Origin of the sequence: Bradyrhizobium sp. HKCCYLS1011 (assembly GCF_051167795.1) — a bacterium.
In the GTDB taxonomy this organism is placed as follows: Bacteria; Pseudomonadota; Alphaproteobacteria; order Rhizobiales; family Xanthobacteraceae; genus Bradyrhizobium.
Map to the genome: position 1 here is coordinate 586,527 of NZ_JBNPTT010000001.1, position 23,268 is coordinate 609,794.

The following is a 23,268-nucleotide window of genomic DNA, read 5'->3' on the forward strand; positions in this document are numbered from 1 at the left end:
ATGGCTGAAGTGAGCTTGCGAAAGGTGGTGAAGCGCTACGACGATGTCGAGGCTGTCAGGGGCATCGATCTCGACATCGCCGACCACGAATTCGTGGTGCTGGTCGGCCCGTCCGGCTGCGGCAAGTCGACGACCTTGCGCATGATCGCGGGGCTGGAGGACATCTCGGACGGCGACATCATGATCGGCGGCGACGTGGTCAACGACGTGCCGCCGAAGGACCGCGACATCGCGATGGTGTTCCAGAACTACGCGCTCTATCCGCATATGACCGTCGCGGAGAACATGTCCTTCGGGCTGCGGCTGAAGCGCTATCCCAAGGCCGAGATCAAGAGCCGGATCACTGAAGCCGCACGCATGCTCGATATCACGGACCTCATCGACCGCAAGCCGAAACAGCTGTCCGGCGGCCAGCGCCAGCGCGTGGCGATGGGACGAGCCATCGTGCGCAATCCCAAGGTGTTCCTGTTCGACGAACCGCTCTCCAATCTCGATGCCAAGCTGCGCGTGCAGATGCGGATCGAGATCAAGAAGGTGCACCAGAAGGTGCGGACCACGACCGTCTACGTCACGCACGATCAGGTCGAGGCGATGACCTTGGCCGATCGCGTCGTGGTCATGAACAAGGGCCGGATCGAGCAGATCGGCACCCCCAACGAACTCTATCATAACCCCGCCACCCGGTTCGTGGCCGGCTTCATCGGCTCGCCCGCGATGAATTTCGTGCCCTGCCGGCTCGAGGACGCGAACGGCCGTCTCCACATCCGCCTGACCGATCGCCTCGCCTTCCCGCTGCCCGGCCCGCGCGCGGCGCGCTATCAATCCGTGTCGCGGAATGAGCCGCTGCTGCTCGGCATCCGGCCCGAGCACATCACCGAGGCGAGGTCGCATCCTGAGCCCGGCGTGGAACCGTTCCAGGCCATGCTTGATGTCACCGAGCCGATGGGCATGGAAACCCTGGTCTACTTCACGCTCGAAGCCAGCCAGATCTGCGGCCGGGTCAGCCCGAATGCCGGCGCACGCGATGCTGCCCCGCTCAGAATGGCGATAGACCTCAACAACATGCACCTGCTAAACGAAACCACGGGCCTCGTCATCTGAGGCCGAAAAGAACGTGGTTCAAGGGCAGGAAATGACAACGAACACGGCCGCAAGCAACAAGAAGAAAGTCCTCGTCACCGAATCCTTCTCAGCCAAAGGCCGCGCGCTGCTTGCCGCGCGCGACGACATCGAAATGGTCGAGTTCTCCAACATGATCTCGGCCGCCGACTTCAACACGCTGCTGAGGGCGCATGCGCCGGTGCATGGCGTGGCGCTGGGCGCGACCCGGTTCGGCGAAGGCGAACTCGAGTCCTCCGGCGACATGAAGGTCGTGACCCGCATCGGTGTCGGCTACGACGCGGTCGATGTTCCCGCCTTGAGCCGCCGCAAGGTGCCGCTGATGGTGGCGGGCACGGCGAACTCACCCTCCGTGGCCGAGCAGGCGCTGTTCATGATGCTCACGCTCGCCAAGCGCGCCAATGAGATGCACGCCATGGTCAGGGATGGCACCTGGGCCTCGCGCCTGGGCGTGCTGCCGTTCGACCTCTATGGCAAGACCGTACTGATCATCGGCTTCGGCCGCATTGGCACCCGCACCGCCAAGCGCTGCCTGGCGATGGAGATGCAGGTCCTGGTCTACGATCCCTACAAGCCCGCCGCCGAGATTACCGCTGCGGGCTGCGAGCCGGTCGTAGACCTCGATGCCGCTTTGCCGCGGGCCGATTTCGTCAGCATCCACTGCCCGAAGACACCCGAGACGGTCGGCATGTTCAATGCGGCGCGCCTGAGGCTGATGAAGCCGACCACCTATCTGATCAACACCGCGCGCGGCGGGCTGATCGACGAGGCGGCGCTCTACGACGCGCTGGCTTCGGGCAAGCTCGCAGGCGCCGGCCTCGACGTGTTCGAGCAGGAGCCGCCACCGGTCGGCCATGCGCTGCACGCCTTGCCGAACGTGATCATGGCGCCGCATGTCGCCGGCGTCACCCGCGAGGCGGTCGACCGTATGAGCGAGCAGACGGCTCGCAACATCCTGAGCGTGCTCGACGGCGCCCCGATCAGCGAGAACGTCATCAACAAGGACGTCCTCTGACCGCGTGGGCCGGGTCGGCCTTCGACAAGGATTCCAATGATTTGCGGTCAGCTTTAACAGTAGGATGAAAGCCGGCCGGCAGCTTCTAGCGTTTGGATGACGCGGACGCAATCGCGCCATCCATTTGCCATATTGCAGAAGGCCTCAGAAAACAGCTACAACCATCAAGTTAAACCCTCGCATTTGCGCGCGTCAGTCAGGGGGCTGCTGATGAGTGTTGCGACTGAACATGCGCTCGCGACCATCGCGAGCATTCTGCACAGGCCGGAATTGTCGCCGGCTGTGAACGACGCCGGCCCGTCCAAGCCCGTCGAGGCCGACGGCTATAACAAGATCGGCCCAGGGCCAATGGCGGCGCTCCGCTTCAAGTGGACGGTGCGGCGCGGTGACGATGGTCACTACGTCGACGAGACCGTGGGGACAGGCTCGGTGCCGGTCAGCAAGGGCCCGATGAGCGCCGAGGCCGCGATCAAATTGGTCGATGACCGTGCAGCCGAGGCGCATGCGCGCTTCGAGGCGCTCAAGAGCGAGATGATCGGCCACGGCCCGCCTCCTCTGCCCACCGCCGGTGACGGGACGTAGGACGTCATATGGACCGCGGCGGCCCGAGATAATCGGCCTTGACGAGCGGCACGCCGGCGTGGCGCAGGATGTCGTAAGCCGTCGTGACGTGGAAGAAGAACTGCGGCAGGCTGAAGGTCAGCAGCAGGGATCGCCCGGTGAACGCGCGCGTCGCACCGCTGCGAAATGTGAACACGACCTCGCGCTCGGCACTGGCTGCGATCGGCTCGCGTGGCAGGCTCTCGATAAAAGCAATGGCGCGGCCGATCCGCGCCTGCAACTCCGCGAGATCGGCGTCACTCTCCTCGGTCGCAGGTGCCACCTGCCCGGCCAGCAAGGCGCTGGCGATGGTGGCGTGACGGTTGGCCTCACAGACCTGGCGCGTCAAATTGAACATGTCGGACGCCAGCCGCATGGGTGGGAGAGTGGCCGGATCGAGCGCACCCGTGGCCGCGTGAGCCGTCGCGCGATCAAGCAGCCCGGACAGGTTGTGCAGGTACGGCACGAAGACCTCCACCGAAGCCTGCACCATCGAGATACTCACAGCGGTCCCTCCTCCCACTCGCAGCCACGCTGCGTCTCATGTACACAGGGCGGCAACAACGAACAACGGAAGGTTAGATGGGATGAAAGGTTTCAAGGCTTCAATTTCTGTCCTGGTCGCGGCCGCCGCCTGTCTCCTCAGCGGCTCCGCGAGCGCCGATCCAGCCTCGCGGCTCGACGAGATCGTCCAGCGCGGCACATTGCGGGTCGGCATGACCGGCGACTACAAGCCTTTCACCTATCTCGACAAGGCGACCGGGCAGTTCACGGGATTTGACGTCGACATGGCGGACGCCCTCGGCAAGGTGCTCGGGGTCAAGGTCGAATTCGTACAGACGGCCTGGCCGCAGATGATGAAGGACTTCGAGGCCGACAAGTTCGACATCGCGATGGGCGGGGTCTCGATCACGTTGGACCGGCAGAAGAAGGGCTTGTTCTCGACGCCGATCATGCGCGAAGGCAAGACCCCGATCGCGCGCTGCACCGATGCAGCCAAGTACCAGAGCATCGCCGAAATCGACAAACCGGGCACGCGGGTGATCGTCAATCCCGGCGGCACCAACGAGCGTTTTGCGCGCGCCAATATCCATGCAGCCGAGATCAAGGTCTACAACGACAACGTCACCATCTTCGACGAGATCGCCAAAGGCGACGCCGACCTGATGATGACCGACGCCTCGGAGACGCGCTACCAGCAGAAGCTGCATCCCGGCGTGCTCTGCGCGGTGCATCCGGACAAACCCTTCGACTTCGCCGAGAAGGCCTATTGGCTGCAGCGCGATGTGGCGCTGAAGGACTTCGTCGACCAGTGGCTGCACATCAGCATGGAGAACGGCAGCTTCAAGAAGATGTACGACGCCTGGTTCGAATAGAGCCTGAGGTCCTGACGCAAACGGTCGTTTTCGGACCTCATCATCGGCTTCGGCTCGCGCCCGCGGGGCGATCGCGGTACATCGGGCCATGCACGACCCTGCAGCCCTTTACCAAGCTTTTTGCCGTCGTGACCCCGCCCTCGACGGCACTGTCTACGTCGCGGTCAAGACCACCGGCATCTATTGCCGGCCGGTCTGTCCGGTGCGGACGCCGCTGGCGCGCAATGTCCGCTTTTTCCGCAGCGCGGCGGCGGCCGAAGGCGCCGGCTATCGCCCTTGCCTGCGCTGCCGCCCGGAGACCGCGCCATTCTGCCCTGCCTGGAAGGGAACGCAGAGCACGGTGGATCGCGCGCTGACCCTGATCGAGGCGGGCGCGCTCGACGATGACGGCATCGATGCGCTGGCGGACCGGCTCGGCATCAGCGCCCGTCATCTCTCGCGGCTGTTCGCGCTGCATCTGGAGGCGTCGCCAACCGAGATTGCGCAATCGCTCCGCATCCAGCGCGCCAAGCGGATGCTCGACGAAACCGCGCTCCCAATCGCTGTCATCGCAAGCCGCGCCGGCTTTTCCAGCCCGCGCCGCATGAGCGCAACCTTCGTTGCCCTCTACGGTCGCCCACCATCGAGGCTACGCCCAACCAGGCGAAAGCCGCCGCACGAAGAAGCAAGGGAGCAGAGATGTCGGGCAAGAGCTACGGAACAGTCGACGACGCCAGACGCAAAGAGATGAGCGGCCTTCAATTCGTCCAGGGACTCGCTGACGGAACGCTGCCGCTCAACACCATCGCGCACACGCTCGGTTATAACGTGACTGATGCCGCGAAAGGGCGCGTCGTCGTGACCGCAATGCCCACCGAGGCGCATCTCAATCCAGCCGGCACCGTGCATGGCGGCCTCGCCGCCACGCTGCTGGACAGCTGCATGGGCCTTGCTGTCTGGTCGATGCTCGACAAGGGCGTGGCCCAGACCACGCTCGAGTTCAAGATCTCGCTGCTCCGCCCGATCACGCCGGCCACGGGCGTGATCCACGCCGAAGGCACCGTCCTCACCTGCGGCCGGCGCGTCGGCACGGCCGAGGGGCGGATCACCGATACAGGCGGCCGCCTGCTCGCGCATGGCACCACCACCTGCCTGATCTTCGATGCGTGATGCGCTGATACACCGCGGCGATTGGTAGAGAGCATCGACATCGTCCTCGATGCCTGCTGACACAACGCGATCGACGCTCACGCACGATAATTTGAGCATCCGCCTTGGAATGGTCTGGAGCCGAAACAGTCGAGTCCGGAATGGCGGCCGAGAACGATCACATGACCAGGACGGTTGCTGCCGTCACCTTGGGCGCATGCTGGCTGCCAGCATTCTCAACAGGTCCAGCAATTGATAGGATCGATAACGTCAGGAGGCGGATGTGAGAAACCTCATCGTCGGAATGGTGCTCGTGCTTTCGACGGGCGGCCCAGCCAGCGCGTATGTGTGTGCAGGCGGCCAGCAGCCTGTGCCGCCCAGCGTCGCTGCTCAGATGGCGCTGCCCTTGTGCGGCATTGCCGCGACGCAGCCTTGGGGCCCCAATGGCTGCCAGGTCTGCGACTCCCGTAACATGTATCCAAATCCGTTCAGTGCGTATGGTGAGGCGCGTGGCGGATATCCGAGAGCAGCGCGGCTCGCTCCGCGACTGAGGCATCTCGTCGACGAGACCGGGCCGCAATGAGGTTGCGCTCCGAGCCTTGGCTTTGCCGGTGAACCAGCAGGCATCCCGAAGTTGCGGAAGCTGCACGGCCTGTTGCGACGGCTGGCTGCAGATCGAAGTCCGCGGCCACCAGGTACGGAAAGGCCGGCCCTGCCCGTTCAGCGTCGCGCATCAATGTGCGATCTATCCGGAGCGGCCTCAGGATCCCTGCCGTGAGTTTGTCTGCGGCTGGCTGATCGCCTCGAGCCCGCTGCCGGACTGGATGCGGCCGGACCGAGCCGACATGATCATGCTGGCCGCCAATTTCTTCTGGCGGGGGGTTTCCGGTGGACGTGGTTGTGCCGGCTGGCGCGCGTCCCAAGCAGAAGGCGCTCGACTGGCTGAAGACATTCTGCGCCGAGAAGAAGCGGCTGCTGCTCTATCAGTTCGAAGGCGATTGGTTCGCCTTCGGCCCGCCGGCCTTTCAGGCCGACATCGCCGAGTGCCTGGCCCGCGGCGAGACGCCGTGGAGCCCTTGAGTTTCGCGGCTGAAACGACTTGCTGCATCGCAATGCGACTGATCGTCGCGACGCGTGCTTTGATGGGAATAGTTGCTTAAGAGCTACAGCCCGTCCGGAAAGGGTGCTGACCGCCGCTCCGTCGTTGTATGTGGCATCTGGCATACAATAGCCTCCTCCTGATCCCGGACTCGCAAGATGGTTCGGGGCACATAAGGGGGAATCGGATGAGGAAGGCCTTCCTGGTCGGAACGGGCGTTGCTGCCCTATGCGTGACATCTCTCTATCAACCACTGCAGGCAGCGACGCTCGAAGACGTCATTGCCCGCCTAGATGCGCTCGAGCGCAGCAATGCCAAGCTCGCAAAGGAGAACGCGCAGCTTCGCGAACGCGTCAACCAGATCGGCGAGCCCAGGGCGGCGGCCAGCGCGCCCGTCTCGCCAAAGGGAAATCCGGTCCTGCACGCGGCGGTGGCGCCGTCGCCTGCACCGGCCCCGGCAGCCGAGCACGCCGTCGTCAGCATCGGTGGCGCACCGCTCTACAGCAAGGCGCCAGGCGGCAACGCGTTCGTCGACAACACCACCGTAACGCTGTACGGCCACGTGGATCTGTCCGGCGACGTCTTCAATCCGGGTGTCTACGACCAGGGCACCAAGTTCGGCGTCTCGAGCAATCTCACCTATTTCGGCGTCCGCGCCCGACACAATCTCGAGCCCTATGGCATGCCGGGATGGGCGGCGGTGGCGCAATTCGAGTCGCTGGTCGAAGTCGCGGCCGTGCCGACCGAACGCGCGGCCTTCGGTACGCGTGACAGCTTCCTCGGCATGGAGAGCCCGTGGGGTGCAATCAAGGCCGGCAAGGCGGACACGCCCTACAAGAAGGCGACCGCGAAGTTCGATCCATTCTCGGCGACGCTCGGCGACTACAACTCGATCATGGGCAATACCGGCGGCGATCTCCGTGCCGAGTTCGATTGGCGGGCGGCGCACGCGATCTGGTATGAGTCGCCGGTGTGGAACGGCTTCCAGGCCGCAATCATGGTCTCGCCGGGACAGAACACGGCGAAGGACAACAGCGACTATGCCTTGGGTGACTTCAACTGCCCCGGCACTTCGGCCCGCGGCAGCGGCTCCGGCTTCCCGCTGACGTCGGCGCCGGAGGGCTGCACCGACGGCTCCTATGGCAATCTCTACAGCGCATCGTTGACCTACAACCAGGGGCCGTTCACCGCAGTCGCAGCCTATGAGATGCACGAAGGCACCAACCGGACCGGCGATGAAGCGGTGACGCCGCTGAGCAATGGTGGCGTTCTGGTCGTGCCTCCCGGCGCGGTCGGCATCGCCAATGAATGGGCGGCGAAGGTCGGCGCCGGCTACAAGTTCAACGACGTCGTCGGCACGCTACAACTCTACGGCATCTACGAGATGATGCGCCGCGAGCATACGGTCGCCGCCTTCAACGAACGCTCGCGTGATGGCTATTTCCTGAGCGCGACCCAGAGCGTCAACAATTGGGACGTCAGCGCGTCATGGGCCCACGCCAATTCATCGCCTGGCTCGCCCGGTACCGGCGTCCTCAACACTTACACCGCACTTGCTCCGGCCCCAGCCGGCGCTGCCGATTTCGCGCTCAACACCTTGGACTCGAGCGCCGACCAGTATGCGGTCGGGTTGAAGTACCATTTCAGCCCGTTCGTGGCCTGGTACCTGGTCGGGAGCTACCTGCGGAACGGACCCGGCGCGCATTACTGCCTCGGTGTCAGCGGCCACGGCTACGGTGTCTGCGGTCGCGACGCCAACAACAACGTGGTTGCCGGCAACAAGGCCGAGGCTGTCACGACCGGCATGACGTTCGATTTCTAAGGTGAGATGACGGTTACGCGAAACAGGGGAGCTGATGAGCTCCCCTGCAAGCCAGATGGCTTGACGTCAACTAATCGGAACCCTTGTAATACGCATCTGCCTTGAGCACTTCAACGCCGCGCCACCCCCAATACACGCGATGGGCCTGTATCAATCCCTCCTTGATCTCCATGACCTCGAAGAAATCCATCTGCTCGCCATCGGGCGCCGCCCTGGGATATTCCCAAACCAGGGTCTGGCCGTCGGTGAAGTAACCGCGCCGGTGGAACGTGCGCTCTTCAGGTTTTCGCGGCGCGGCCTTGTCGAGCAGTTTGCGGATCTGTTCGCGCCCTTTGATCACGCCGCGATCGCCGCCAAGCATGTACGGGACGAGCGGGCTCTCAAGAACCGCATCCGGCGCATAGAGCGCAATCATCGCATCGAGATCGTCATTCGACCACGCGCGATCCCATTCCGAATAGACCCGCTCGATCGCATTTGACGTTTCGGTTGGTACGACAGCCCGGCTCAGATTGTTGCTCATTGGCGCAATCCCACCTTGCAGCATTCTCGCAGACGGCAAACGCGTGGGACGCTTTCGTGTTCCGCCATTTGCGGACATGAGTTGGCGCACACGTCGTCACGATACGCGGAGGTCTTTCGCTGTCGTAGGTGAACGAGGGCATGGCCCTTGGGACGCCTCGGTGTTCGGGATCTTGCCTCGCCAAGCGACTTGTCTGGCTGCTCGGTTCCCGTACTTAGTAGGACTCGGCACGCCATACGTCCCTAGCTTGCGGAGAGCCATGAATGACGATTCCCACGACTCCAGTTAGGTAAAGGCAATCGCAGGATCGCGGGACCGATCGCCGGACCGTGATATCCGTCGTAGGCCGTTGATGATAGACTCACTGCCGCGTTCGTGCTGCCAGGTGCTTTCCTCCACGTCCCCTGCGCATTGTGGCTTTCCGTACTCCTCGAGCGGATAGGCCATGTCCTGCGCGAAATTCAGGACGCTCGCGGAACGGTCTTGAAGAGATTGCTCGATGACACCGTGGAAAGGCGGCTCGGCAGAGCGAGCACTGGGCAAGTAGTGGCGTAGCAAGACGTCCCAAGCCAGAACCGCGTCGGTCTGGCCCGGGTCCGATCCAGTCTCCATGATGAGCTCAGCAAGTCGCTTTGGTCAGGCCGATCTGATGGGGAGTGATCACCAGGATCATACGGGTTCAGGCGGCGCGGTCCCTGCCGTGCTGATCGACCCTCGCCGGGGCGACATCGAGGATGATGCCGCAAGCCCCGCACAGCGCTCGCTGCTTGCGATCGCCGGAAATCTGCTGGTCGAGGTCAGCCTGCCAAAGCTGCTGTTTGTCTGGCTGATCCTCATGGTGGTGCCCGCGATTCTGATCGGCGTTGCGCCGCTGGTCATCTCGGCTTGGCTTCACACGCTCTCGGATCGTCTGACCACGCTGTCCGAGATCGGCGCGGGATTGACGTTGGTCGCTGTCGCGGCCGTGGGCTGGATCGGCTGGCGGCCATTGTTTCGTATGGCCGAGACGAGTTTCTGGTCGCTCAACGCGCTCGCGGTCCAGCCCGGCTATGCGATCGGCAGGGAAGGATTGCGTCACCTGGTCGAACAGCTGGTTGGCCGCAAGCTCGGCAATGACTCGCGAGCCCGATTGCGCAGCCTATCTGCCATCGCTGCTGGAGTCCTGCTCTGTGCCGGCGCAGCGCTGATCGCAATGCTGGCGTGGCCCGCATCGCGGTGGACGGCTGGCCTGAATGATCTGCTTCAGCCACACCGGCTGGCCTGGACCCTGCTCGCAAACGCGCTTGTGTTGATCTCGAGTTACGTCGCCCTGGCGTCGCTCAGCTGGGGATTTGCGGACGCCACCATGCACCAGCCGGTCGGGCTGGCTGAATTCGACAGCCGTGTTCCCGGCGCGCGCTGCTGGCGCGTCGCCCATATGTCGGATATCCACGTGGTCGGGGAACGATACGGCTTTCGCATCGAGAGCGGGCGCGCCGGCCCAAGCGGCAACACGCGCCTTGCGCGTGCACTTGCGCAACTCGCGGCGATTCACCAGGCAGACCCACTCGATCACGTCCTGATCACTGGCGACATGACCGACGCCGGCCGTGCCAGCGAATGGGCCGAGTTTCTCGACGCCTTGGCCCGTCATCCCCAACTTGCTGCGCGATGCATCCTGTTGCCGGGCAATCACGACCTCAACATCGTCGACCGCGCCAATCCCGCGAGGCTCCATTTGCCCTTCAGCCCGCTCAAGCGGCTGCGACAGATGCGGGCCCTGGCCGTGCTTAGCTCGGTCCAAGGCGGTCGCGTGCGCGTGGGCGACGGATCGGGTCCCGCGGCCCCGACCTTGAACGATGTCCTCGCGTCGTACCGACAGACAATCTCGGCGTTCGCCGATCGGGGTGGTCTGCGCAACGCAGCGGCGCTGAGAAGCCTCTTTGACGATCAGTTTCCCATGGTCATTGTGCCGGAGGACGAGAATGGTTTGGGTATCGCAATCCTCAACTCCAATGCCGACACTCACTTCTCCTTCACGAACGCGCTCGGACTCCTATGCCTGGACCAAGTGCGGCGATTGGAGGCCATTCTCAACCGGCATCCGAAGGCGCATTGGATCGTTGCGCTGCATCATCATCTCGTGGAGTACCCGATGCCGGTCACTTCGTTCTCGAAGCGCATCGGGACCGCGTTGATCAACGGGAGCTGGTTCGCCCGCAAACTGGAGCCGCTTGGGCAGCGCCTGATCGTCATGCACGGCCACCGCCACATGGACTGGATCGGCCGGTGCGGTGCCTTGAAGATCATCTCAGCGCCGTCGGTGGTCATGAATTCCAAGGACGACTGCGCAAGCTCGTTCTACATCCACACGCTTTCGGCAGGCCCGGACGGAACGCTTCGTCTGCTTCCACCGCAGCGGGTGGACGTGGCCGGAGAGAACGACCATCGGATCTAACAGCCTTTCAATCGATCCGCCCGGCAGGTCCGCAATCGGGCCGCTGGATGGAACCCTGCATTCGACAACGCCGCGGGAACTTCGACTCAGCGATCGCAATCAGTTGCCGACCTTCTCTTCGCAGAACAGCCCGACCTACGAGATTTCCGAACTGTAATTTGCGAGTCCGGAAACAATTTGCCACATCCTCGGCACGACCGTGTTTGTCTTTAGGAGCAAAAATTTTGGGACGGCGGAGTCAGCTCGAGTTGCACGAGCGACAGCCTGATGCGCGTAATTCGTTCTTGGTCAAACGGAAGCGGTGGCATTGGTTCTCCGCCGAGCTCGTTCGTATCAGGCCAACTGAATTGGATTTTCGCGTGAAGGGAGATGCGGCTTTTCTTGCGCTGCATAACTCCGTGCGCTCCGATGGAGAAACGATGATAGCCGGCGGAGGCCGTTCTACAATCAATGACCTTCGGGACAAGTTGACGTTCGTGCCGATCGGGTCTTATGGAGAAGGCTGGAATCGTTTCGAACGCGGCACATCGTCCGTCTTTGCCGTTCATCTCTGCCCGACGACATCGGAACAAGACGCCAACGATATCTCCAAAGTTCCTCCGGCGCTGTATTTCGAAAACGACAATCTCAGAGCGACGCTCCAGAAGTTGCAAAGTGTCCTGGACGGCTCCGGCATCGACGACCATGCCTATGCGGAGACACTTGGGTTGTTGCTCTTGTGGGAGCTACGGCACGCCGCCGATCCAAAGCGGTCGCGTCTGAAACCGGTTCGGGGCGGTCTGACTGCACGGCAGTTGAAGCGGGTGACGGAATTTATCGACGCCCAAATTCCGAATGAAATTACGATATCCGATCTTGCGGCCCTCGCGGGACTGAGCCACTACCACTTTATCAGGGCGTTCAAGGACACAGTCGGGCTTACGCCCTACCGGTACGTCCTGTCGGAACGGGTTCGCCGTGCAAGAACATTATTGTCCAATCCAGCTCTCTCGCTGGCCGACGTGGCGCTTGCGGCAGGATTCAGTAACGTTTCCCACCTGAACCGGATCTTTCGTAAATTCTCCCGCATGACGCCAACTGCCTTCCGCCGGGAAATCGGTTGGAGACTTCCCTAATATTTGCGTCGCCACGTTCGCTCCGCTCAGAGCCACCTGAGCAAATGGGGACGTGCGATTACCTGCGCAAAATGCCGAGCCGTTCGCCGATCGACACGAGCTCAATCAGGTTGCCAGCCTTCATTTTCTCCATCACGCTGCGGCGATGTGCTTTGATAGTGCGTTCGGTCGCACCCAATTCATGGGCTATCTGCTTATTCATCCTGCCCCGGACAATGAGCAGGAATACCTGCCGTTCGCGCGGCGTCAATTTCGCCAGGCGGCCCCGCAAGGCGTCGACCTGGCGCTTTGTCTCAAGGGCAGCCTGGTGACGCGCCAAAGCGCGCTCGATCGCTCCAACGAGCTCATCTGATTTGATGGGCTTGACCAGGAAATCCTCAGCACCTTCCTTGATCGCCGTCACGATCGCAGTCACGTCGACGTAGCCCGTGAGAAACACGATCGGAAGCATTGAGCCGAGCTCAAGCAGCCGGCTGTGAAGCGCCAGTCCGTTCAAGCCGGGCATCCGAACGTCGAGGAGAATGCATCCTTTTTCCTTCTCATCGGGGCGCTGCTCCAGCAGCTGCTCGGCCGACGAATATGTGACCACACGATATCCAATCTTCTCCAGGTGCCGTTTGATGGCGGTGCGAAAGGATACATCATCATCAACGACATAGACGGTTCCAGACAAATGCTCTCCTGCAGGGAAGCCATCGCGCTTCTTCGTTCTGTTGGATTCGGACGGAACCATGCTTTTGGGTTCCCGTTGCGCAAATCAATGGCCGAGCTGATTTTCACAGCAAGAAATGCTCTTTGGCGCAATTTTGAGGATCCCGCGCGAACGGACGAACGATCATGGTTGCCGAACCGCGGGGCTGTTGCCCCGACCGCAAGCCGACAGGCGCCGGCGTTGTGAGGCGGAGGGGGGTGCGATCTTCCGTGTAGCGGTCCACGTGATGCAAGACCGAGCCAAGAAGACCCGGCGCCGAAACGCGATGTTCGCGAGCGTTTTCAACGCGAAGAGTCCTGTCCAGTCCCCTTTGCGAAAATACTTCTATTTCTTTTTTTCAGAAATTATGATTGACTACTGTTATCCCACCTCGGCAAGAGGGGCGTTTCGGCCGATCGTCACGACACGTGAGGTGGGGAAGCGATGGCCGCGTCGCGCCGTGAGACGAACGGCAGCTCGCGGACGTGAAGTCGCAGCGTCCCGACACCCCGACGCTGGTGTCCTCGTGCTGGTGCGTCAGCATCATGCGCGACATGGTGGCCAAAAAGCCCGGCGCACCAGGGAGACTGCGTATAAGCGTTAAGACCATCGCGCAGGGAATGCCGGATGTTCGGCTTGACCTGTGGTGACTGCCGCCTGCTTTTCTTCTGCAGGCGGGCCATGGGTGAGGCCTTCACCCGGCATTCCCTGCGCCCTCTTCCCTATCAGAGGGTAACGACTGATTGATCACTCGGACGCCGATGGGCGCCGCGAGAAGGCGAGGTCACGAGTGGATCGCCCGCGCGCCATAGACGGTGTCGTCCTCGAGCCGGGACCCATACTCACAGGCCGTCGTTCGTGGCCGGTCGGGACATGCAGGGTACCAGAACAGCTCTTCCGGTGGTTATGCGTCCCGGCTCGAGGCCGGGACGACGGCCGAGTGTGTTGGAGCGCTTAAGCTCTTCGCGACGAGACGAGTGCCGCTCAGACCGCCCTCACCCGTTCCGATACGTGTAGCTATAGCCGTTGATCGCAGGCGCGCCGCCGAGATGGGCGTAGAGCACCTTCGCTCCTTCCGGGAAGTAGCCCTTCTTAACGAGGTCGATCATGCCCTGCATGGATTTGCCTTCGTATACGGGGTCGGTAATCATGGCTTCGGTACGTGCGGCGAGACGGATGGCCTCGTTGGTCTCCGCGCTCGGCACGCCATAGGCCGGATAAGCATAATCCTCGAGGATCACGATCTCGTCGTCGCGAACCTTGCGCCCGAGTTCGACCAGCTCGGCAGTGTTGTCGACGATCTCGCGCACCTGGACGCGCGTCTGCGCCGGCGTGCCGGAAGCGTCGATGCCGATCACGCGATCGGCGCGGCCATCTGCAGCGAAGCCGACGATCATGCCGCCCTGGGTCGAGCCGGTGACCACGCAGACGATGATGTAGTCGAACTTGAACCCGAGCTCGGCCTCCTGCTTGCGAACCTCCTCGGCAAAGCCGACATAGCCGAGCCCGCCGAATTTGTGCACGGAAGCGCCCGCCGGGATGCCGTAGGGCTTGCCGCCGGCATCCTTGACCGACTGGATCGCCTCTTCCCAGCTCTTGCGAATGCCGATGTCGAAGCCATCCGGCACGATGCGGCTGTCGGCGCCCATCAGGCGGGTCAGCAGGATGTTGCCGACACGGTCATAGACCGCGTCCTCATGCGGCACCCAGCTTTCCTGGACCACCACGCATTTCATGCCGATCTTGGCGGCGGTGGCCGCGACCATGCGGGTGTGGTTCGACTGCACGCCGCCGATCGAGACCAGGGTGTCCGCGTTGGACTCGATCGCATCGGGCACGATGTATTCGAGCTTGCGCAGCTTGTTGCCGCCGAACGCGAGCCCCGAATTGCAGTCGTCGCGCTTGGCGTAGATCTGGACCTTGCCGCCGAGGGCCGCGGTCAGCCGCGGCAGATGCTCGATCGGCGTGGGACCGTAGGTAAGCGGATATTTCTTGAACTTGTCGAGCCGAAGCACCTGGCATCTCGCTATTGGAATGAAATTGCTTGAAAAGCATAAGGGCAAAGCGGAGAAAGGTGCTCTCTTTGTTCGGGATTAGATATGTGCTTTTGTTCGACAAATGCGATCAGATAGAGATATTATCCATTCCAAAGCCAATAACATGAAAGACTCTTCCATTCCGGATCCGATCGATCGGATCGACCGCAAGCTCCTGCAGCTGTTGCAGCGGGACGGCCGCATGACCAATGCCGACCTGGCGCAGGCGGTGAACGTCAGCCCGGCGACCTGTCATCGGCGCACGCAGCGGCTGTTCGAGGACGGCTATATCAGAAGCGTGCGCGCCGAGGTTGCGCCGGAGAAAGTCGAGCGCAGCGCCCTGGTGCTGGTCGGCGTCGTCCTGGATCGCTCGACCCCGGAAAGCTTCCGCACCTTCGAGGCTGCGATCAAGAAGCTCAAATTCGTGCTGGACTGCCATCTGGTCGCCGGCGACTTCGATTTCTTCCTGAAGATCCGCGTCCGCGACATCCACGATTTCAACCGCCTGCACGGCGATCAGCTGATCTCGCTGCCGGGCGTACGCCAGACCCGCACCTTCTTCGTGATGAAGGAGGTCGTCGACAATGCGCCGCTGGATTTCTGAGAGCGGCCGACGGGAACGCCCATTGAACCGCTGCGGTTGCGTTTAAGACTTAAGCAGGGAGCGTGACGTGGATCACGTCGCAGAGAGGTCAGGCGCCGGAGGCATCATGAAAAGGCTGTTGGCTTTCGCCGCGCTTTTGCTCGCGAGCAGTGCTGCTCAGGCGCAGTACACCATCGATTACGGCGGCAAGACCATCCGCATCGATCCCGACCGCGGCACGGTGTCGATCCCAGGGGTGTTCGACAACACCGGCGCCAAGAAGCCGAAGCGGGCCAAGCACGATCAGGACGCTGCGCGGAAGCCGGCGACACAGCCGCCGTCCGCGACGGATCCTGCGCCCCCAGCCGCTGATGCGGCTCCGACCACCGCTGCTCCGCCAACCGCCAATACACAGCCGGCACCGGCGACGGCTGGATCACCTGCTGCGACATCGTCGCCGGCGGTACCCGCGCCACCCTCCACTTCGATTCCACTTCCTCCGCCACGTCCGCCCCAAGCGCCCGGTAGCGCGCCGGCCGCAGCTTTGGCGGCCGCGCCGGCCACGGCCCCTGCTGCTGCTGCCCCCACCCCGGCTCCGGCGCGCGATCCCAGCTCGCCGATCGGTGTCTGGCTCACCGAGGAGAAGGAAGGCAAGATCCGCATCGAGCCCTGCGGCGCCAATCTCTGCGGCTACGCCGTCGACGAAAAATCGAACGAGAACCGCGAGCAGATCCTGATCAACATGCGTCCGGGCACCGACAAGAAATGGACCGGCCGCATCTTCGATCCCGACAGCGGCAGCACCTATGATTCCACAATCGCGCTGAAGGGCCCGGATGCCTTGCGGGTGCAGGGCTGTGCGCTCGGCGGCATGTTCTGCGGCGGCCAGACCTGGACGCGGGTCAACTGAGATGATGAAGCCGCCGTATCTCTACCAAGGGCGGCGGCAAGGCCCGTCGAGCAGCTGGACCGAATTTTCAATGTGCGTGAGCGTCGAATGGCGCTCCCTAGCGGAATCGAACCGCTCTCTCCACCGTGAAAGGGTGGCGTCCTGACCGATAGACGAAGGGAGCCAAACGCATGGCGCCACGAGCGGAACGGCCCGTGCAGCGTCATCGTTCTCCAGGTTTTTGCGAAACCTTCAGCAAATCAACGTCTTAGAACGTCGAATTGCGACACCGGTGCAGTTGCGAACGCGATTCCGCCCCGGCGCGGCCGAACGTATAGTGGCCTTTGGCCGGTCGGGCAAGCCGATGTTGGGAAATCCACGTGTCTCGCCCTGCCCGTCCCTGGCTCAGCGAGCGGCAAACAGCGGCGTGATTCCGGCGGTGTCGATATAGACGATCCCATCCTCGACCTTCACCGGATATTCGGCGAGCGCGCTTTCCTGCGGATGCAACGGCACACCGGTCGAGGCGTCCCAGCTCCAGTTGTGAACCGGACAGCTCAGCACCCGGCCATCGAATCCGGCTTCCTCCAACGGCGCGGCGGTATGCGGACAAACGCCCTGGAACGCCTTGAGCTCGGCGTTGTCGGGCCAAGCCAGGATGATGAGCTGGGCGTCGGCGATGACGAGGCGCATGCCGCCTTCATCGATCGTGTCGGCCTTGCAAACGCGGGTGAACATCAAGAGACCTTTCCATCAAGCACGCCGCCTCGCCATCCTAAGCAGATCGCACGCGACAGCGTGAGCCTTGAAAAGCGGCACTCGTCTCCGAGCGCGTCGCGAGCGTCGCCGCGGCGCTGGCACCCTTCTTGCTGCCGTGATCACAACAGTCTTCGTCGTGAAGTGCTGGTGTCGGGAGTCCGACACGGCCGCGCGATCTGAGACGACGCGGCGACGGAGCAGGTCATGACCGATATGACGGAGCTGAGACAGCGCAAGGAGCCGCTCAATCTCGCCATCGTCCATGTCGACCCCGACGCCTTCATCGCCAATCTGATGGGCTGGCTGGAGATCACGGCCTTCATCAAGGCGCAGCGCGCCGGCGAGGCTGACATCCCCGCCGATGGCAAGACGCCCGCCCTCTCGGCGGCTCAGCTCAAGGGCGGTGGGGTGCACGAGGTCGGCAATGACGCCCTGTTTGCGTTTGCGATGACGGCTGCGCTGAAAGCCGACAAGCCTGCGCTCGACAAGGTCGAAGCGGCGCTGCTCGAGCGCATGGGCAAGGACTTCCCCGGCTCGTTCGCGCTGTGGCATTTCCGCGCCAACATCGACGCGCCGACGACGCTGGATGATTTCGTCGGCCAAGCCGGCAAGAAGCTTCTGCTTGGCGACATTCCGCCACCGCCGCTGCGCGCCAAGGAGAACTGGAGCACGGGCCTGCGCTTCTTCGAGAAGGCGCGCAAATCCAATTTCATCCACGAGATCATGTTTCCGCTGGCAAAATGGACACGCGCGCGCTGGAGCGAGACGGCGGAGAAAGGCGTCGCCTTCCTGCACCACATCGAGGACAACGTGCCTGTGCTGCGCGAGGTGCTGGACGAGCCGCGCAACGACCAGCCGTTCATTGCCAATGTGCTCTTGAGGATGGCGCCTGCGGTCGACATGGAGCTGAACGAGGAATACCAGGGATTCTTGCGCTCGCTGGCCCGACGGAACTGATCAGCGCTCAGCAAAAAGGCCGGCGGGCACTACGCCGCCGACCTTTTGTCGCGACTGCCGGCTCCCGGTCGTCCGGTTCCGTCGCACTTCCAGGATCGGAAGCGTGAGCCTGATTTGGTTAACGAAACGTAAACAGATTGTTCCGGATGAGTACGGATAGGCGCAGGCATCGAAGGCCGGGCCGGCCGCAGCGACGAACCGTGTCGCCCCGCGCGGATCAGCTCAACAGGACCGCCCGCGTCTTGTCGCGACCGTCACGGCGGACTGAGAGTTCCTGACAACCCGACAAACGCACGAAACCTTGCGGGTGCATGTCATAGCCATGCGAGCCGAACGGGCTCTGCTGCGACATGGGAATCTGGATCTGGCGGACCGCACCAACGCCGCTCGTCTCGGCACCTTGGACCTGTTCAAGTCCAGTGTTCGAAGCGGTCATGGCGAACTCCCTGCGAAGGTGCTGCCCCCTCCTCGCACTATAGGCCCAAGCCTCGCCAACGCAATGCAGGGTCGGTTACCGTGCTGCGGTGCGAGCGTCCTCGGCCTCCTGCTCCCAGCGCAGGATGTTTTGCTCAAGGCTACGGAATTTCTCGTCGCTGGCGCCCTCGAACAGCGGATCCTTCCGGTTGGCCATGCGGGCGTCGATCTCGGCCCAATCTTCCGCGGTGAGCGCCTTGGCCGCAGCCGGGAACAGCAGGGCTTCTTCCTTCTTCAGATGGTCGCGCTGGTTCTTAATGAAGTCCTGCACGGCCAGATGGAAGGTCTCGCGCAGAAGCTCCTGGTCGGACAGAACGGCATTCACCGCGTCGCCGAACTTCCGCAGCCGCTTGGCCTCGATCGCGTGCTCGGCGTCGATATCGCCGTACGCTGCGGCACCGCGCGGATCGCGGGCGCGTAGCTTCTCAAAGATCATCTCTTCCTTGGGATGATGACAGCTTTGCGGATAATCTTCGAAATATTGGATGATGCTTTGCAGGATCTCGTAGTCCGGCCGCTGATTGTGGTCGAACAGCTCAAGCTCGCGCTCCAGCACGGCCAGCAGCTTCTCAAGATTGTGGTGCTCCTCCCGCAGTGCGTCGATGATCTCGGTCATAGCCAACCTCGCCTGCTCGCGAGCCCGCTTGCAAGATCGGGCCCGCCCGATTGTCCTTTTCGAAGCTAGGCGAGAAGACTGGCCGGGCGCATTGCGCGGGATCAAATTGCTATCGCGGATCACTCCGCTGCGCGCGCCTGCTCGGTCCGCTGCAGGCCGAGCCGCTCCCACACATCGACCAGCGCCTCGGCCAGCGCGTCGATCAGGCCATCATCATGATAGGGCGACGGCGTGATGCGCAGCCGCTCCAACCCGCGCGGCACGGTCGGGTAGTTGATCGGCTGGATGTAGATGCCGTGCTCGGAGAGCAGCAGGTCGGACGCCCTCTTGCATTTTTCAGGGTCGCCGACATGCACCGGGACGATGTGGGTGTCGCTCGGCATCACCGGCAGGCCCGCGGCCTGCAGCACCGCCTTCAGCCGCGCAGCGCGATCCTGGTGCCGCTGGCGCTCCCATTGCGAGGTCTTCAGGTGCCGGATCGCGGCCGTCGCAGCGGCGCAGACCGGCGGCGGCAGCGCGGTGGTGAAGATGAAGCCGGGCGCATAGGAGCGCACCGCGTCGATCAGGTTGGCATTGGCCGCGATATAGCCGCCGAGACAGCCATAGGCCTTGGCCAGCGTGCCCTCGAGGATGTCGATCCTGTTCATCGCGCCGTCGCGCTCGGCAATGCCGCCGCCGCGCGGCCCATACATGCCGACCGCATGCACCTCGTCGACATAGGTCAGCGCGCCATAGCGCTCGGCCAGATCGCAGATGCGATGCAACGGCGCGACATCGCCATCCATCGAGTACAGGCTTTCGCAGATGATCAGCTTCGGGCGGTCAGGATCGGCGGCACGCAGCAGCTGCTCCAGATGCGCCGTATCGTTGTGCCGCCAGATCTGCTTCTCGGTCCCGGCCTTGCGGACGCCTTCGATCATGGAATTGTGGTTCAGCGCGTCCGACAGCAACAGGCAGTTCGGCAGCAGCCTGGCGATGGTCGAGATTCCCGTTTCGTTGGAGACGTAGCCGGACGTGAATACCAGCGCCGCCTCCTTGCCATGGAGATCGGCAAGCTCCCGCTCCAACTCGATCAGCGGATGGTTGGTGCCGGCAATGTTGCGGGTGCCCCCGGCCCCGGTGCCCATCCGCGTCGCCGCATCCACCATGGCCCCGATGACCTTCGGATGCTGGCCCATGCCGAGATAATCGTTCGAGCACCAGATCACGACGTCCCGCTTGCCCTCAGGCGAATGCCAGAGCGCATGCGGGAAACGGCCGGCAAGGCGCTCCAGATCGGCAAACACCCGGTAGCGACGCTCCTGATGCAGCTGGTCGAGGGCGCGGTCGAAATAGCTATTGTAATCCATGGTGTGATCCGTTCCCCGGCGCTTGGCTGGCAGCTCCGCGCGGCATCGTGTGCCGGAGAGCGCCCGCTGCGGTAAACCTGCGATGTCGGATCGAAGCCCGGTTTGCGTGCCACGTCGTTGATCCAGATCAGCATTCCATCGTAACGCCCCGCCAAATACGAGACGTTCGCAACTGATCCGCCCCGCACGTGGGTGTGCAAATTTTTTTTTCAATGGTCGATAGAATGGCCAAATTGATGCACGCTTTCGGCACGATATTGACGCGATCCCTGTCGATTGAGACATTGCCAGGGCTTTCGCATCACCGGGCGCCGTGCCCGAAATCACGAGGGCGTTCATGAAATTTCTACCTGTTCTGATTGTCGCCTGCGTTTTCAGCCAGGCTGCCTTTGCCGAAGGATTGGAATGTCGGCGCGTCGCCGACCCCACTCCGCGACTGAGCTGTGTGGAGAAGCCAGCGACTGCCGAAGCACCATCGGCGACACGACCGGATGCCTGGACTCCGCCAGCCACAAGCCGACGCGACTCGGACGCGGCGCGCGACAGCGACGGCGTCACCTCGCGCACCACCCGGATCTGCCGCGACTGCTAAAGACAATCCACGCCTGACGCCAAGGGGGGCACGAAGGGGGCGCGAAAGGTGGCACGCGCAGATCGCGCGTCTGAACGGGACTGGCACATGATGGCCGCAAATTTGCGGTGCGACGCCTTGCCCTGTGGCCAGAAGCCGATGTCAAATCCAGATCGTAGGTGGAACCTGCCCTAGTGTCCCGGTTCTGACGTTCGTATCATTTTGCGGCGTCAGATCCGCCACGTCAGCTGTTACGTTCCGCCCCGGTACTGGATGATCGGATCATATGGCCTATCTGCCATCGCAGATGAATCTGCTTGAAGCCCTCCCGACCGTCATTGGAACGGCAGCCATCGCCCCTGCGCTGCTGATCCTCTGGCTCGTGGTAGCGGCCGGCGACCACCCCGGTCCGCCGCTGAGGATCTGGACCGCCTTCACGTTCGGAGCCGCCAGCGTGCTCCTGCTCGGCATCATCCGCGCGCCGTTTCGTCCGATCAGCGTCATCATCGACAATCCCTGGGTTGCCCAGGTCGTGCATTCGGTCGCGGGCGTCGCCTTGCCGGAGGAGCTGGTCAAGGTTCTCGTCATCGCCGCCATGTCCTCGCGCCGCCGCCACTTCGGCAATGCCATGGACACGGTGGTTTATGGCGCCGCAGTCGGCCTCGGCTTCGCCGCCTATGAGAACCTGGCCTATCTGGTGCAGCATGCCGATATGTGGCGCTCGCTGGCCGCGCTACGGAGCGTGCTGACGGTGCCATTTCACGGCGCACTCGGGATCATCGCAGGTGCCTATCTCGCGATCGCGCGCGCCGGAACGGCGCTCGGCGCGCACCGGCGTCATCGCGATTTCGCGCGAATGTCCAGTTGGGCCTTGGTGCTGATCGCTCCCGTCGCATTGCACTCAGCCTTCGACTTTCCCCTGCTGATGCTGCAGCGGAATCCGGATCTCGATCCCACGCTCCGCATCGGCCTCGGGGCCGTGAGCCTGCTGATCGGCTTTTCCTCGATCGGGCTTGCGGCGCGACTGGTCCGGCGGGTGGCTCACCACCACAGCCCGCGCACCGAGGTGGCGCGCGCACGGCTGAGCCAGCTCAGGCGGATGTGGGCGCTGCTCCTGATCGGAGGCGCCGCCGGCTTCATCGGCCTCGCCTTTGTCCTGACCTCGGTCCACCATTGGCTGCTCAATCCCGACCACAACGTGGCGATGGTGCTGGTTCCGCTCGGGCTGACTGCGATCCTGCTCGGGATCGCCCTATTGATTGTCACGACCGCGATCTACATTCTGGGACGCAATCGGATACGAACGACGGGCTGACGTCAGGGCGACTTGCGTCGGATCAAGCCCAGCCCGTGTCACCAGGTTAGAAACGATGCCTGCAGGCTAGCGTTCGTTTGGCGCTACAACCGTCGGGAGTATGAACATGACCCTTCCCCAAGGCAGCGAAGCCGATCGGCTCAGATCGGAGGTTGGCGCCGCCGTCCGCGCGCATTGGGTCGCGTTTCTGATCGAGGGCATTCTGCTCGTCATCCTGGGCCTTGCGGCGATGATCCTGCCGCCGCTTGCGAGTCTCGCCGTGACGATCTTCCTCGGCTGGATGTTCCTGATATCCGGGGTCGCCGGGCTCGCGCTGACCTTCTGGGCGCGTGCCATGCCCGGCTTCTGGTGGTCGCTGATCTCGGCCGTGCTGGCGATTGTCGCCGGCATTATCCTGTTGGCAGCGCCCGTCCAGGGCACGCTGACGCTCACAATCGTCATCGGCGCCTACTTCCTGGCCGAGGGCGTCGCCAGCATCATGTATGCGCTCGAGCACCGGCGCGAGATGTCCGAGCGCTGGGGCTGGATGTTGGCCGCGGGCGTGGTCGACATCGTCATTGCCGGCATCATCATCACCGGCCTGCCGGGCTCGGCGCTGTGGGCGATCGGCCTCTTGGTCGGCATCAACTTGCTGTTCGGCGGCATTTCGTTGATCGCCATGGCGATTGCGGCACGCAGCGCCTGAGGCGGCTCCACCTGAGCGGCTCAGTGAGAGCAGCTTCCGAGTCAGGGCCGCGCGATTTAGGGGGATGACAAACCGCGCGGCCGACGCTATACAGCCGGCCATGATCACC

At 63.1% G+C, this 23,268-nt stretch carries 23 protein-coding genes and 1 tRNA gene; 15 read left to right on the forward strand and 9 right to left on the reverse strand.

All coding sequences use genetic code 11. The features are described from left to right. The 3 genes from ACQR1W_RS02720 to ACQR1W_RS02730 all read left to right on the forward strand — a co-directional run bounded on the left by ACQR1W_RS02720 (position 1) and on the right by ACQR1W_RS02730 (position 2,716). Positions 1 to 1,101, forward strand: a complete 1,101-nt coding sequence (locus ACQR1W_RS02720; RefSeq protein ID WP_434849366.1) for an ABC transporter ATP-binding protein — start codon at positions 1 to 3, stop codon at positions 1,099 to 1,101. Positions 1,102 to 1,132: 31 nt separating this feature from the next. Continuing rightward, positions 1,133 to 2,134, forward strand: a complete 1,002-nt coding sequence (locus ACQR1W_RS02725) for a hydroxyacid dehydrogenase (RefSeq protein WP_434849367.1) — start codon at positions 1,133 to 1,135, stop codon at positions 2,132 to 2,134. A gap of 210 nt (positions 2,135 to 2,344) precedes the next feature. After that, the gene (locus ACQR1W_RS02730; protein ID WP_434849368.1) at positions 2,345 to 2,716 is read left to right on the forward strand and encodes a hypothetical protein; all 372 of its coding nucleotides are present in this window, start codon (positions 2,345 to 2,347) and stop codon (positions 2,714 to 2,716) included. A gap of 4 nt (positions 2,717 to 2,720) precedes the next feature. Here ACQR1W_RS02730 and ACQR1W_RS02735 read toward each other — a convergent pair whose 3' ends face one another. Further along, a complete protein-coding gene (locus ACQR1W_RS02735) occupies positions 2,721 to 3,227 on the reverse strand; it encodes a DUF1993 domain-containing protein (protein ID WP_434849369.1) in 507 nt (168 codons plus the stop codon). 94 nt (positions 3,228 to 3,321) lie between these two features. Between ACQR1W_RS02735 and ACQR1W_RS02740 the strand changes: the two genes are divergently transcribed. The 5 genes from ACQR1W_RS02740 to ACQR1W_RS02760 all read left to right on the forward strand — a co-directional run bounded on the left by ACQR1W_RS02740 (position 3,322) and on the right by ACQR1W_RS02760 (position 8,159). Continuing rightward, positions 3,322 to 4,110: a transporter substrate-binding domain-containing protein gene (locus ACQR1W_RS02740; RefSeq protein ID WP_434849370.1), complete on the forward strand. Its 789-nt coding sequence runs from the start codon at positions 3,322 to 3,324 to the stop codon at positions 4,108 to 4,110. 88 nt (positions 4,111 to 4,198) lie between these two features. Then, positions 4,199 to 4,840: a bifunctional transcriptional activator/DNA repair enzyme AdaA gene (locus tag ACQR1W_RS02745; RefSeq protein ID WP_434849371.1), complete on the forward strand. Its 642-nt coding sequence runs from the start codon at positions 4,199 to 4,201 to the stop codon at positions 4,838 to 4,840. After that, the gene (locus ACQR1W_RS02750; protein WP_434849372.1) at positions 4,789 to 5,259 is read left to right on the forward strand and encodes a PaaI family thioesterase; all 471 of its coding nucleotides are present in this window, start codon (positions 4,789 to 4,791) and stop codon (positions 5,257 to 5,259) included. The genes ACQR1W_RS02745 and ACQR1W_RS02750 overlap by 52 nt, the downstream gene beginning before the upstream one ends. 867 nt (positions 5,260 to 6,126) lie before the next feature. Beyond that, positions 6,127 to 6,318 (forward strand): hypothetical protein, encoded by a 192-nt coding sequence (locus tag ACQR1W_RS02755; protein WP_434849373.1) that lies wholly within the window; start codon positions 6,127 to 6,129, stop codon positions 6,316 to 6,318. A 206-nt stretch (positions 6,319 to 6,524) separates the two neighbouring features. Beyond that, complete coding sequence (locus tag ACQR1W_RS02760) at positions 6,525 to 8,159, forward strand: porin (RefSeq protein WP_434849374.1); 1,635 nt, start codon at positions 6,525 to 6,527, stop codon at positions 8,157 to 8,159. 70 nt (positions 8,160 to 8,229) lie between these two features. Here the strand turns inward: ACQR1W_RS02760 and ACQR1W_RS02765 are convergent, their stop codons facing one another. Further along, a complete protein-coding gene (locus ACQR1W_RS02765; RefSeq protein WP_434849375.1) occupies positions 8,230 to 8,760 on the reverse strand; it encodes a nuclear transport factor 2 family protein in 531 nt (176 codons plus the stop codon). Positions 8,761 to 9,295: 535 nt separating this feature from the next. Here ACQR1W_RS02765 and ACQR1W_RS02770 point away from each other — a divergent pair. Together ACQR1W_RS02770 and ACQR1W_RS02775 are read left to right on the forward strand one after the other, a co-directional pair. Further along, positions 9,296 to 11,119: a metallophosphoesterase family protein gene (locus ACQR1W_RS02770; protein WP_434849376.1), complete on the forward strand. Its 1,824-nt coding sequence runs from the start codon at positions 9,296 to 9,298 to the stop codon at positions 11,117 to 11,119. Between the two features lie 359 nt (positions 11,120 to 11,478). Continuing rightward, complete coding sequence (locus ACQR1W_RS02775; protein WP_434849377.1) at positions 11,479 to 12,234, forward strand: helix-turn-helix domain-containing protein; 756 nt, start codon at positions 11,479 to 11,481, stop codon at positions 12,232 to 12,234. 58 nt (positions 12,235 to 12,292) lie between these two features. Here ACQR1W_RS02775 and ACQR1W_RS02780 read toward each other — a convergent pair whose 3' ends face one another. Further along, the gene (locus tag ACQR1W_RS02780; protein WP_434849711.1) at positions 12,293 to 12,907 is read right to left on the reverse strand and encodes a response regulator transcription factor; all 615 of its coding nucleotides are present in this window, start codon (positions 12,905 to 12,907) and stop codon (positions 12,293 to 12,295) included. Between the two features lie 1,013 nt (positions 12,908 to 13,920). Continuing rightward, on the reverse strand, positions 13,921 to 14,940 hold the full coding sequence (locus ACQR1W_RS02785; protein ID WP_434849378.1) for a 1-aminocyclopropane-1-carboxylate deaminase: 1,020 nt from the start codon (positions 14,938 to 14,940) through the stop codon (positions 13,921 to 13,923). Between the two features lie 145 nt (positions 14,941 to 15,085). Between ACQR1W_RS02785 and ACQR1W_RS02790 the strand changes: the two genes are divergently transcribed. Both ACQR1W_RS02790 and ACQR1W_RS02795 read left to right on the forward strand, forming a co-directional pair. Beyond that, on the forward strand, positions 15,086 to 15,565 hold the full coding sequence (locus tag ACQR1W_RS02790; protein WP_434849379.1) for an Lrp/AsnC family transcriptional regulator: 480 nt from the start codon (positions 15,086 to 15,088) through the stop codon (positions 15,563 to 15,565). Between the two features lie 106 nt (positions 15,566 to 15,671). Beyond that, positions 15,672 to 16,454 (forward strand): DUF2147 domain-containing protein, encoded by a 783-nt coding sequence (locus ACQR1W_RS02795; protein ID WP_434849380.1) that lies wholly within the window; start codon positions 15,672 to 15,674, stop codon positions 16,452 to 16,454. Between the two features lie 88 nt (positions 16,455 to 16,542). Here ACQR1W_RS02795 and ACQR1W_RS02800 read toward each other — a convergent pair. Then, a tRNA-Glu gene (locus ACQR1W_RS02800) sits at positions 16,543 to 16,617 on the reverse strand. A 221-nt stretch (positions 16,618 to 16,838) separates the two neighbouring features. Further along, positions 16,839 to 17,171: a Rieske 2Fe-2S domain-containing protein gene (locus ACQR1W_RS02805; RefSeq protein WP_434849381.1), complete on the reverse strand. Its 333-nt coding sequence runs from the start codon at positions 17,169 to 17,171 to the stop codon at positions 16,839 to 16,841. Positions 17,172 to 17,396: 225 nt separating this feature from the next. Here ACQR1W_RS02805 and ACQR1W_RS02810 point away from each other — a divergent pair, with 225 nt between their 5' ends. Beyond that, the gene (locus ACQR1W_RS02810; RefSeq protein ID WP_434849382.1) at positions 17,397 to 18,149 is read left to right on the forward strand and encodes a hypothetical protein; all 753 of its coding nucleotides are present in this window, start codon (positions 17,397 to 17,399) and stop codon (positions 18,147 to 18,149) included. Positions 18,150 to 18,366: 217 nt separating this feature from the next. Here ACQR1W_RS02810 and ACQR1W_RS02815 read toward each other — a convergent pair whose 3' ends face one another. From ACQR1W_RS02815 to hemA, 3 genes are all read right to left on the reverse strand, one after another. Then, positions 18,367 to 18,585, reverse strand: a complete 219-nt coding sequence (locus ACQR1W_RS02815; RefSeq protein ID WP_434849383.1) for a hypothetical protein — start codon at positions 18,583 to 18,585, stop codon at positions 18,367 to 18,369. A gap of 75 nt (positions 18,586 to 18,660) precedes the next feature. Beyond that, a complete protein-coding gene (locus ACQR1W_RS02820) occupies positions 18,661 to 19,239 on the reverse strand; it encodes a hemerythrin domain-containing protein (RefSeq protein ID WP_434849384.1) in 579 nt (192 codons plus the stop codon). A gap of 119 nt (positions 19,240 to 19,358) precedes the next feature. After that, the gene (gene hemA, locus ACQR1W_RS02825; protein ID WP_434849385.1) at positions 19,359 to 20,588 is read right to left on the reverse strand and encodes a 5-aminolevulinate synthase; all 1,230 of its coding nucleotides are present in this window, start codon (positions 20,586 to 20,588) and stop codon (positions 19,359 to 19,361) included. An 878-nt stretch (positions 20,589 to 21,466) separates the two neighbouring features. On the opposite strand from hemA, the gene ACQR1W_RS02830 reads away from it, so the two are divergent. Next, positions 21,467 to 22,474 (forward strand): PrsW family intramembrane metalloprotease, encoded by a 1,008-nt coding sequence (locus ACQR1W_RS02830; protein WP_434849712.1) that lies wholly within the window; start codon positions 21,467 to 21,469, stop codon positions 22,472 to 22,474. Positions 22,475 to 22,580: 106 nt separating this feature from the next. Then, the gene (locus ACQR1W_RS02835) at positions 22,581 to 23,159 is read left to right on the forward strand and encodes an HdeD family acid-resistance protein (RefSeq protein ID WP_434849386.1); all 579 of its coding nucleotides are present in this window, start codon (positions 22,581 to 22,583) and stop codon (positions 23,157 to 23,159) included. The last annotated feature ends 109 nt before the right edge of the window (positions 23,160 to 23,268 follow it).

What these genes read in the sequence shown, in the direction of transcription:
- ACQR1W_RS02720 (WP_434849366.1), top strand. Translation starts at nt 1, where the DNA reads ATGGCTGAAGTGAGCTTGCGAAAGGTGGTGAAGCGCTACGACGATGTC.
- ACQR1W_RS02725 (WP_434849367.1), top strand. Translation starts at nt 1,133, where the DNA reads ATGACAACGAACACGGCCGCAAGCAACAAGAAGAAAGTCCTCGTCACC.
- ACQR1W_RS02730 (WP_434849368.1), top strand. Translation starts at nt 2,345, where the DNA reads ATGAGTGTTGCGACTGAACATGCGCTCGCGACCATCGCGAGCATTCTG.
- ACQR1W_RS02735 (WP_434849369.1), bottom strand. Translation starts at nt 3,227, where the DNA reads ATGGTGCAGGCTTCGGTGGAGGTCTTCGTGCCGTACCTGCACAACCTG.
- ACQR1W_RS02740 (WP_434849370.1), top strand. Translation starts at nt 3,322, where the DNA reads ATGAAAGGTTTCAAGGCTTCAATTTCTGTCCTGGTCGCGGCCGCCGCC.
- ACQR1W_RS02745 (WP_434849371.1), top strand. Translation starts at nt 4,199, where the DNA reads ATGCACGACCCTGCAGCCCTTTACCAAGCTTTTTGCCGTCGTGACCCC.
- ACQR1W_RS02750 (WP_434849372.1), top strand. Translation starts at nt 4,789, where the DNA reads ATGTCGGGCAAGAGCTACGGAACAGTCGACGACGCCAGACGCAAAGAG.
- ACQR1W_RS02760 (WP_434849374.1), top strand. Translation starts at nt 6,525, where the DNA reads ATGAGGAAGGCCTTCCTGGTCGGAACGGGCGTTGCTGCCCTATGCGTG.
- ACQR1W_RS02765 (WP_434849375.1), bottom strand. Translation starts at nt 8,760, where the DNA reads ATGTCCGCAAATGGCGGAACACGAAAGCGTCCCACGCGTTTGCCGTCT.
- ACQR1W_RS02770 (WP_434849376.1), top strand. Translation starts at nt 9,296, where the DNA reads ATGAGCTCAGCAAGTCGCTTTGGTCAGGCCGATCTGATGGGGAGTGAT.
- ACQR1W_RS02790 (WP_434849379.1), top strand. Translation starts at nt 15,086, where the DNA reads ATGAAAGACTCTTCCATTCCGGATCCGATCGATCGGATCGACCGCAAG.
- ACQR1W_RS02795 (WP_434849380.1), top strand. Translation starts at nt 15,672, where the DNA reads ATGAAAAGGCTGTTGGCTTTCGCCGCGCTTTTGCTCGCGAGCAGTGCT.
- ACQR1W_RS02805 (WP_434849381.1), bottom strand. Translation starts at nt 17,171, where the DNA reads ATGTTCACCCGCGTTTGCAAGGCCGACACGATCGATGAAGGCGGCATG.
- ACQR1W_RS02810 (WP_434849382.1), top strand. Translation starts at nt 17,397, where the DNA reads ATGACCGATATGACGGAGCTGAGACAGCGCAAGGAGCCGCTCAATCTC.
- ACQR1W_RS02815 (WP_434849383.1), bottom strand. Translation starts at nt 18,585, where the DNA reads ATGACCGCTTCGAACACTGGACTTGAACAGGTCCAAGGTGCCGAGACG.
- ACQR1W_RS02820 (WP_434849384.1), bottom strand. Translation starts at nt 19,239, where the DNA reads ATGACCGAGATCATCGACGCACTGCGGGAGGAGCACCACAATCTTGAG.
- hemA (WP_434849385.1), bottom strand. Translation starts at nt 20,588, where the DNA reads ATGGATTACAATAGCTATTTCGACCGCGCCCTCGACCAGCTGCATCAG.
- ACQR1W_RS02830 (WP_434849712.1), top strand. Translation starts at nt 21,467, where the DNA reads ATGAATCTGCTTGAAGCCCTCCCGACCGTCATTGGAACGGCAGCCATC.
- ACQR1W_RS02835 (WP_434849386.1), top strand. Translation starts at nt 22,581, where the DNA reads ATGACCCTTCCCCAAGGCAGCGAAGCCGATCGGCTCAGATCGGAGGTT.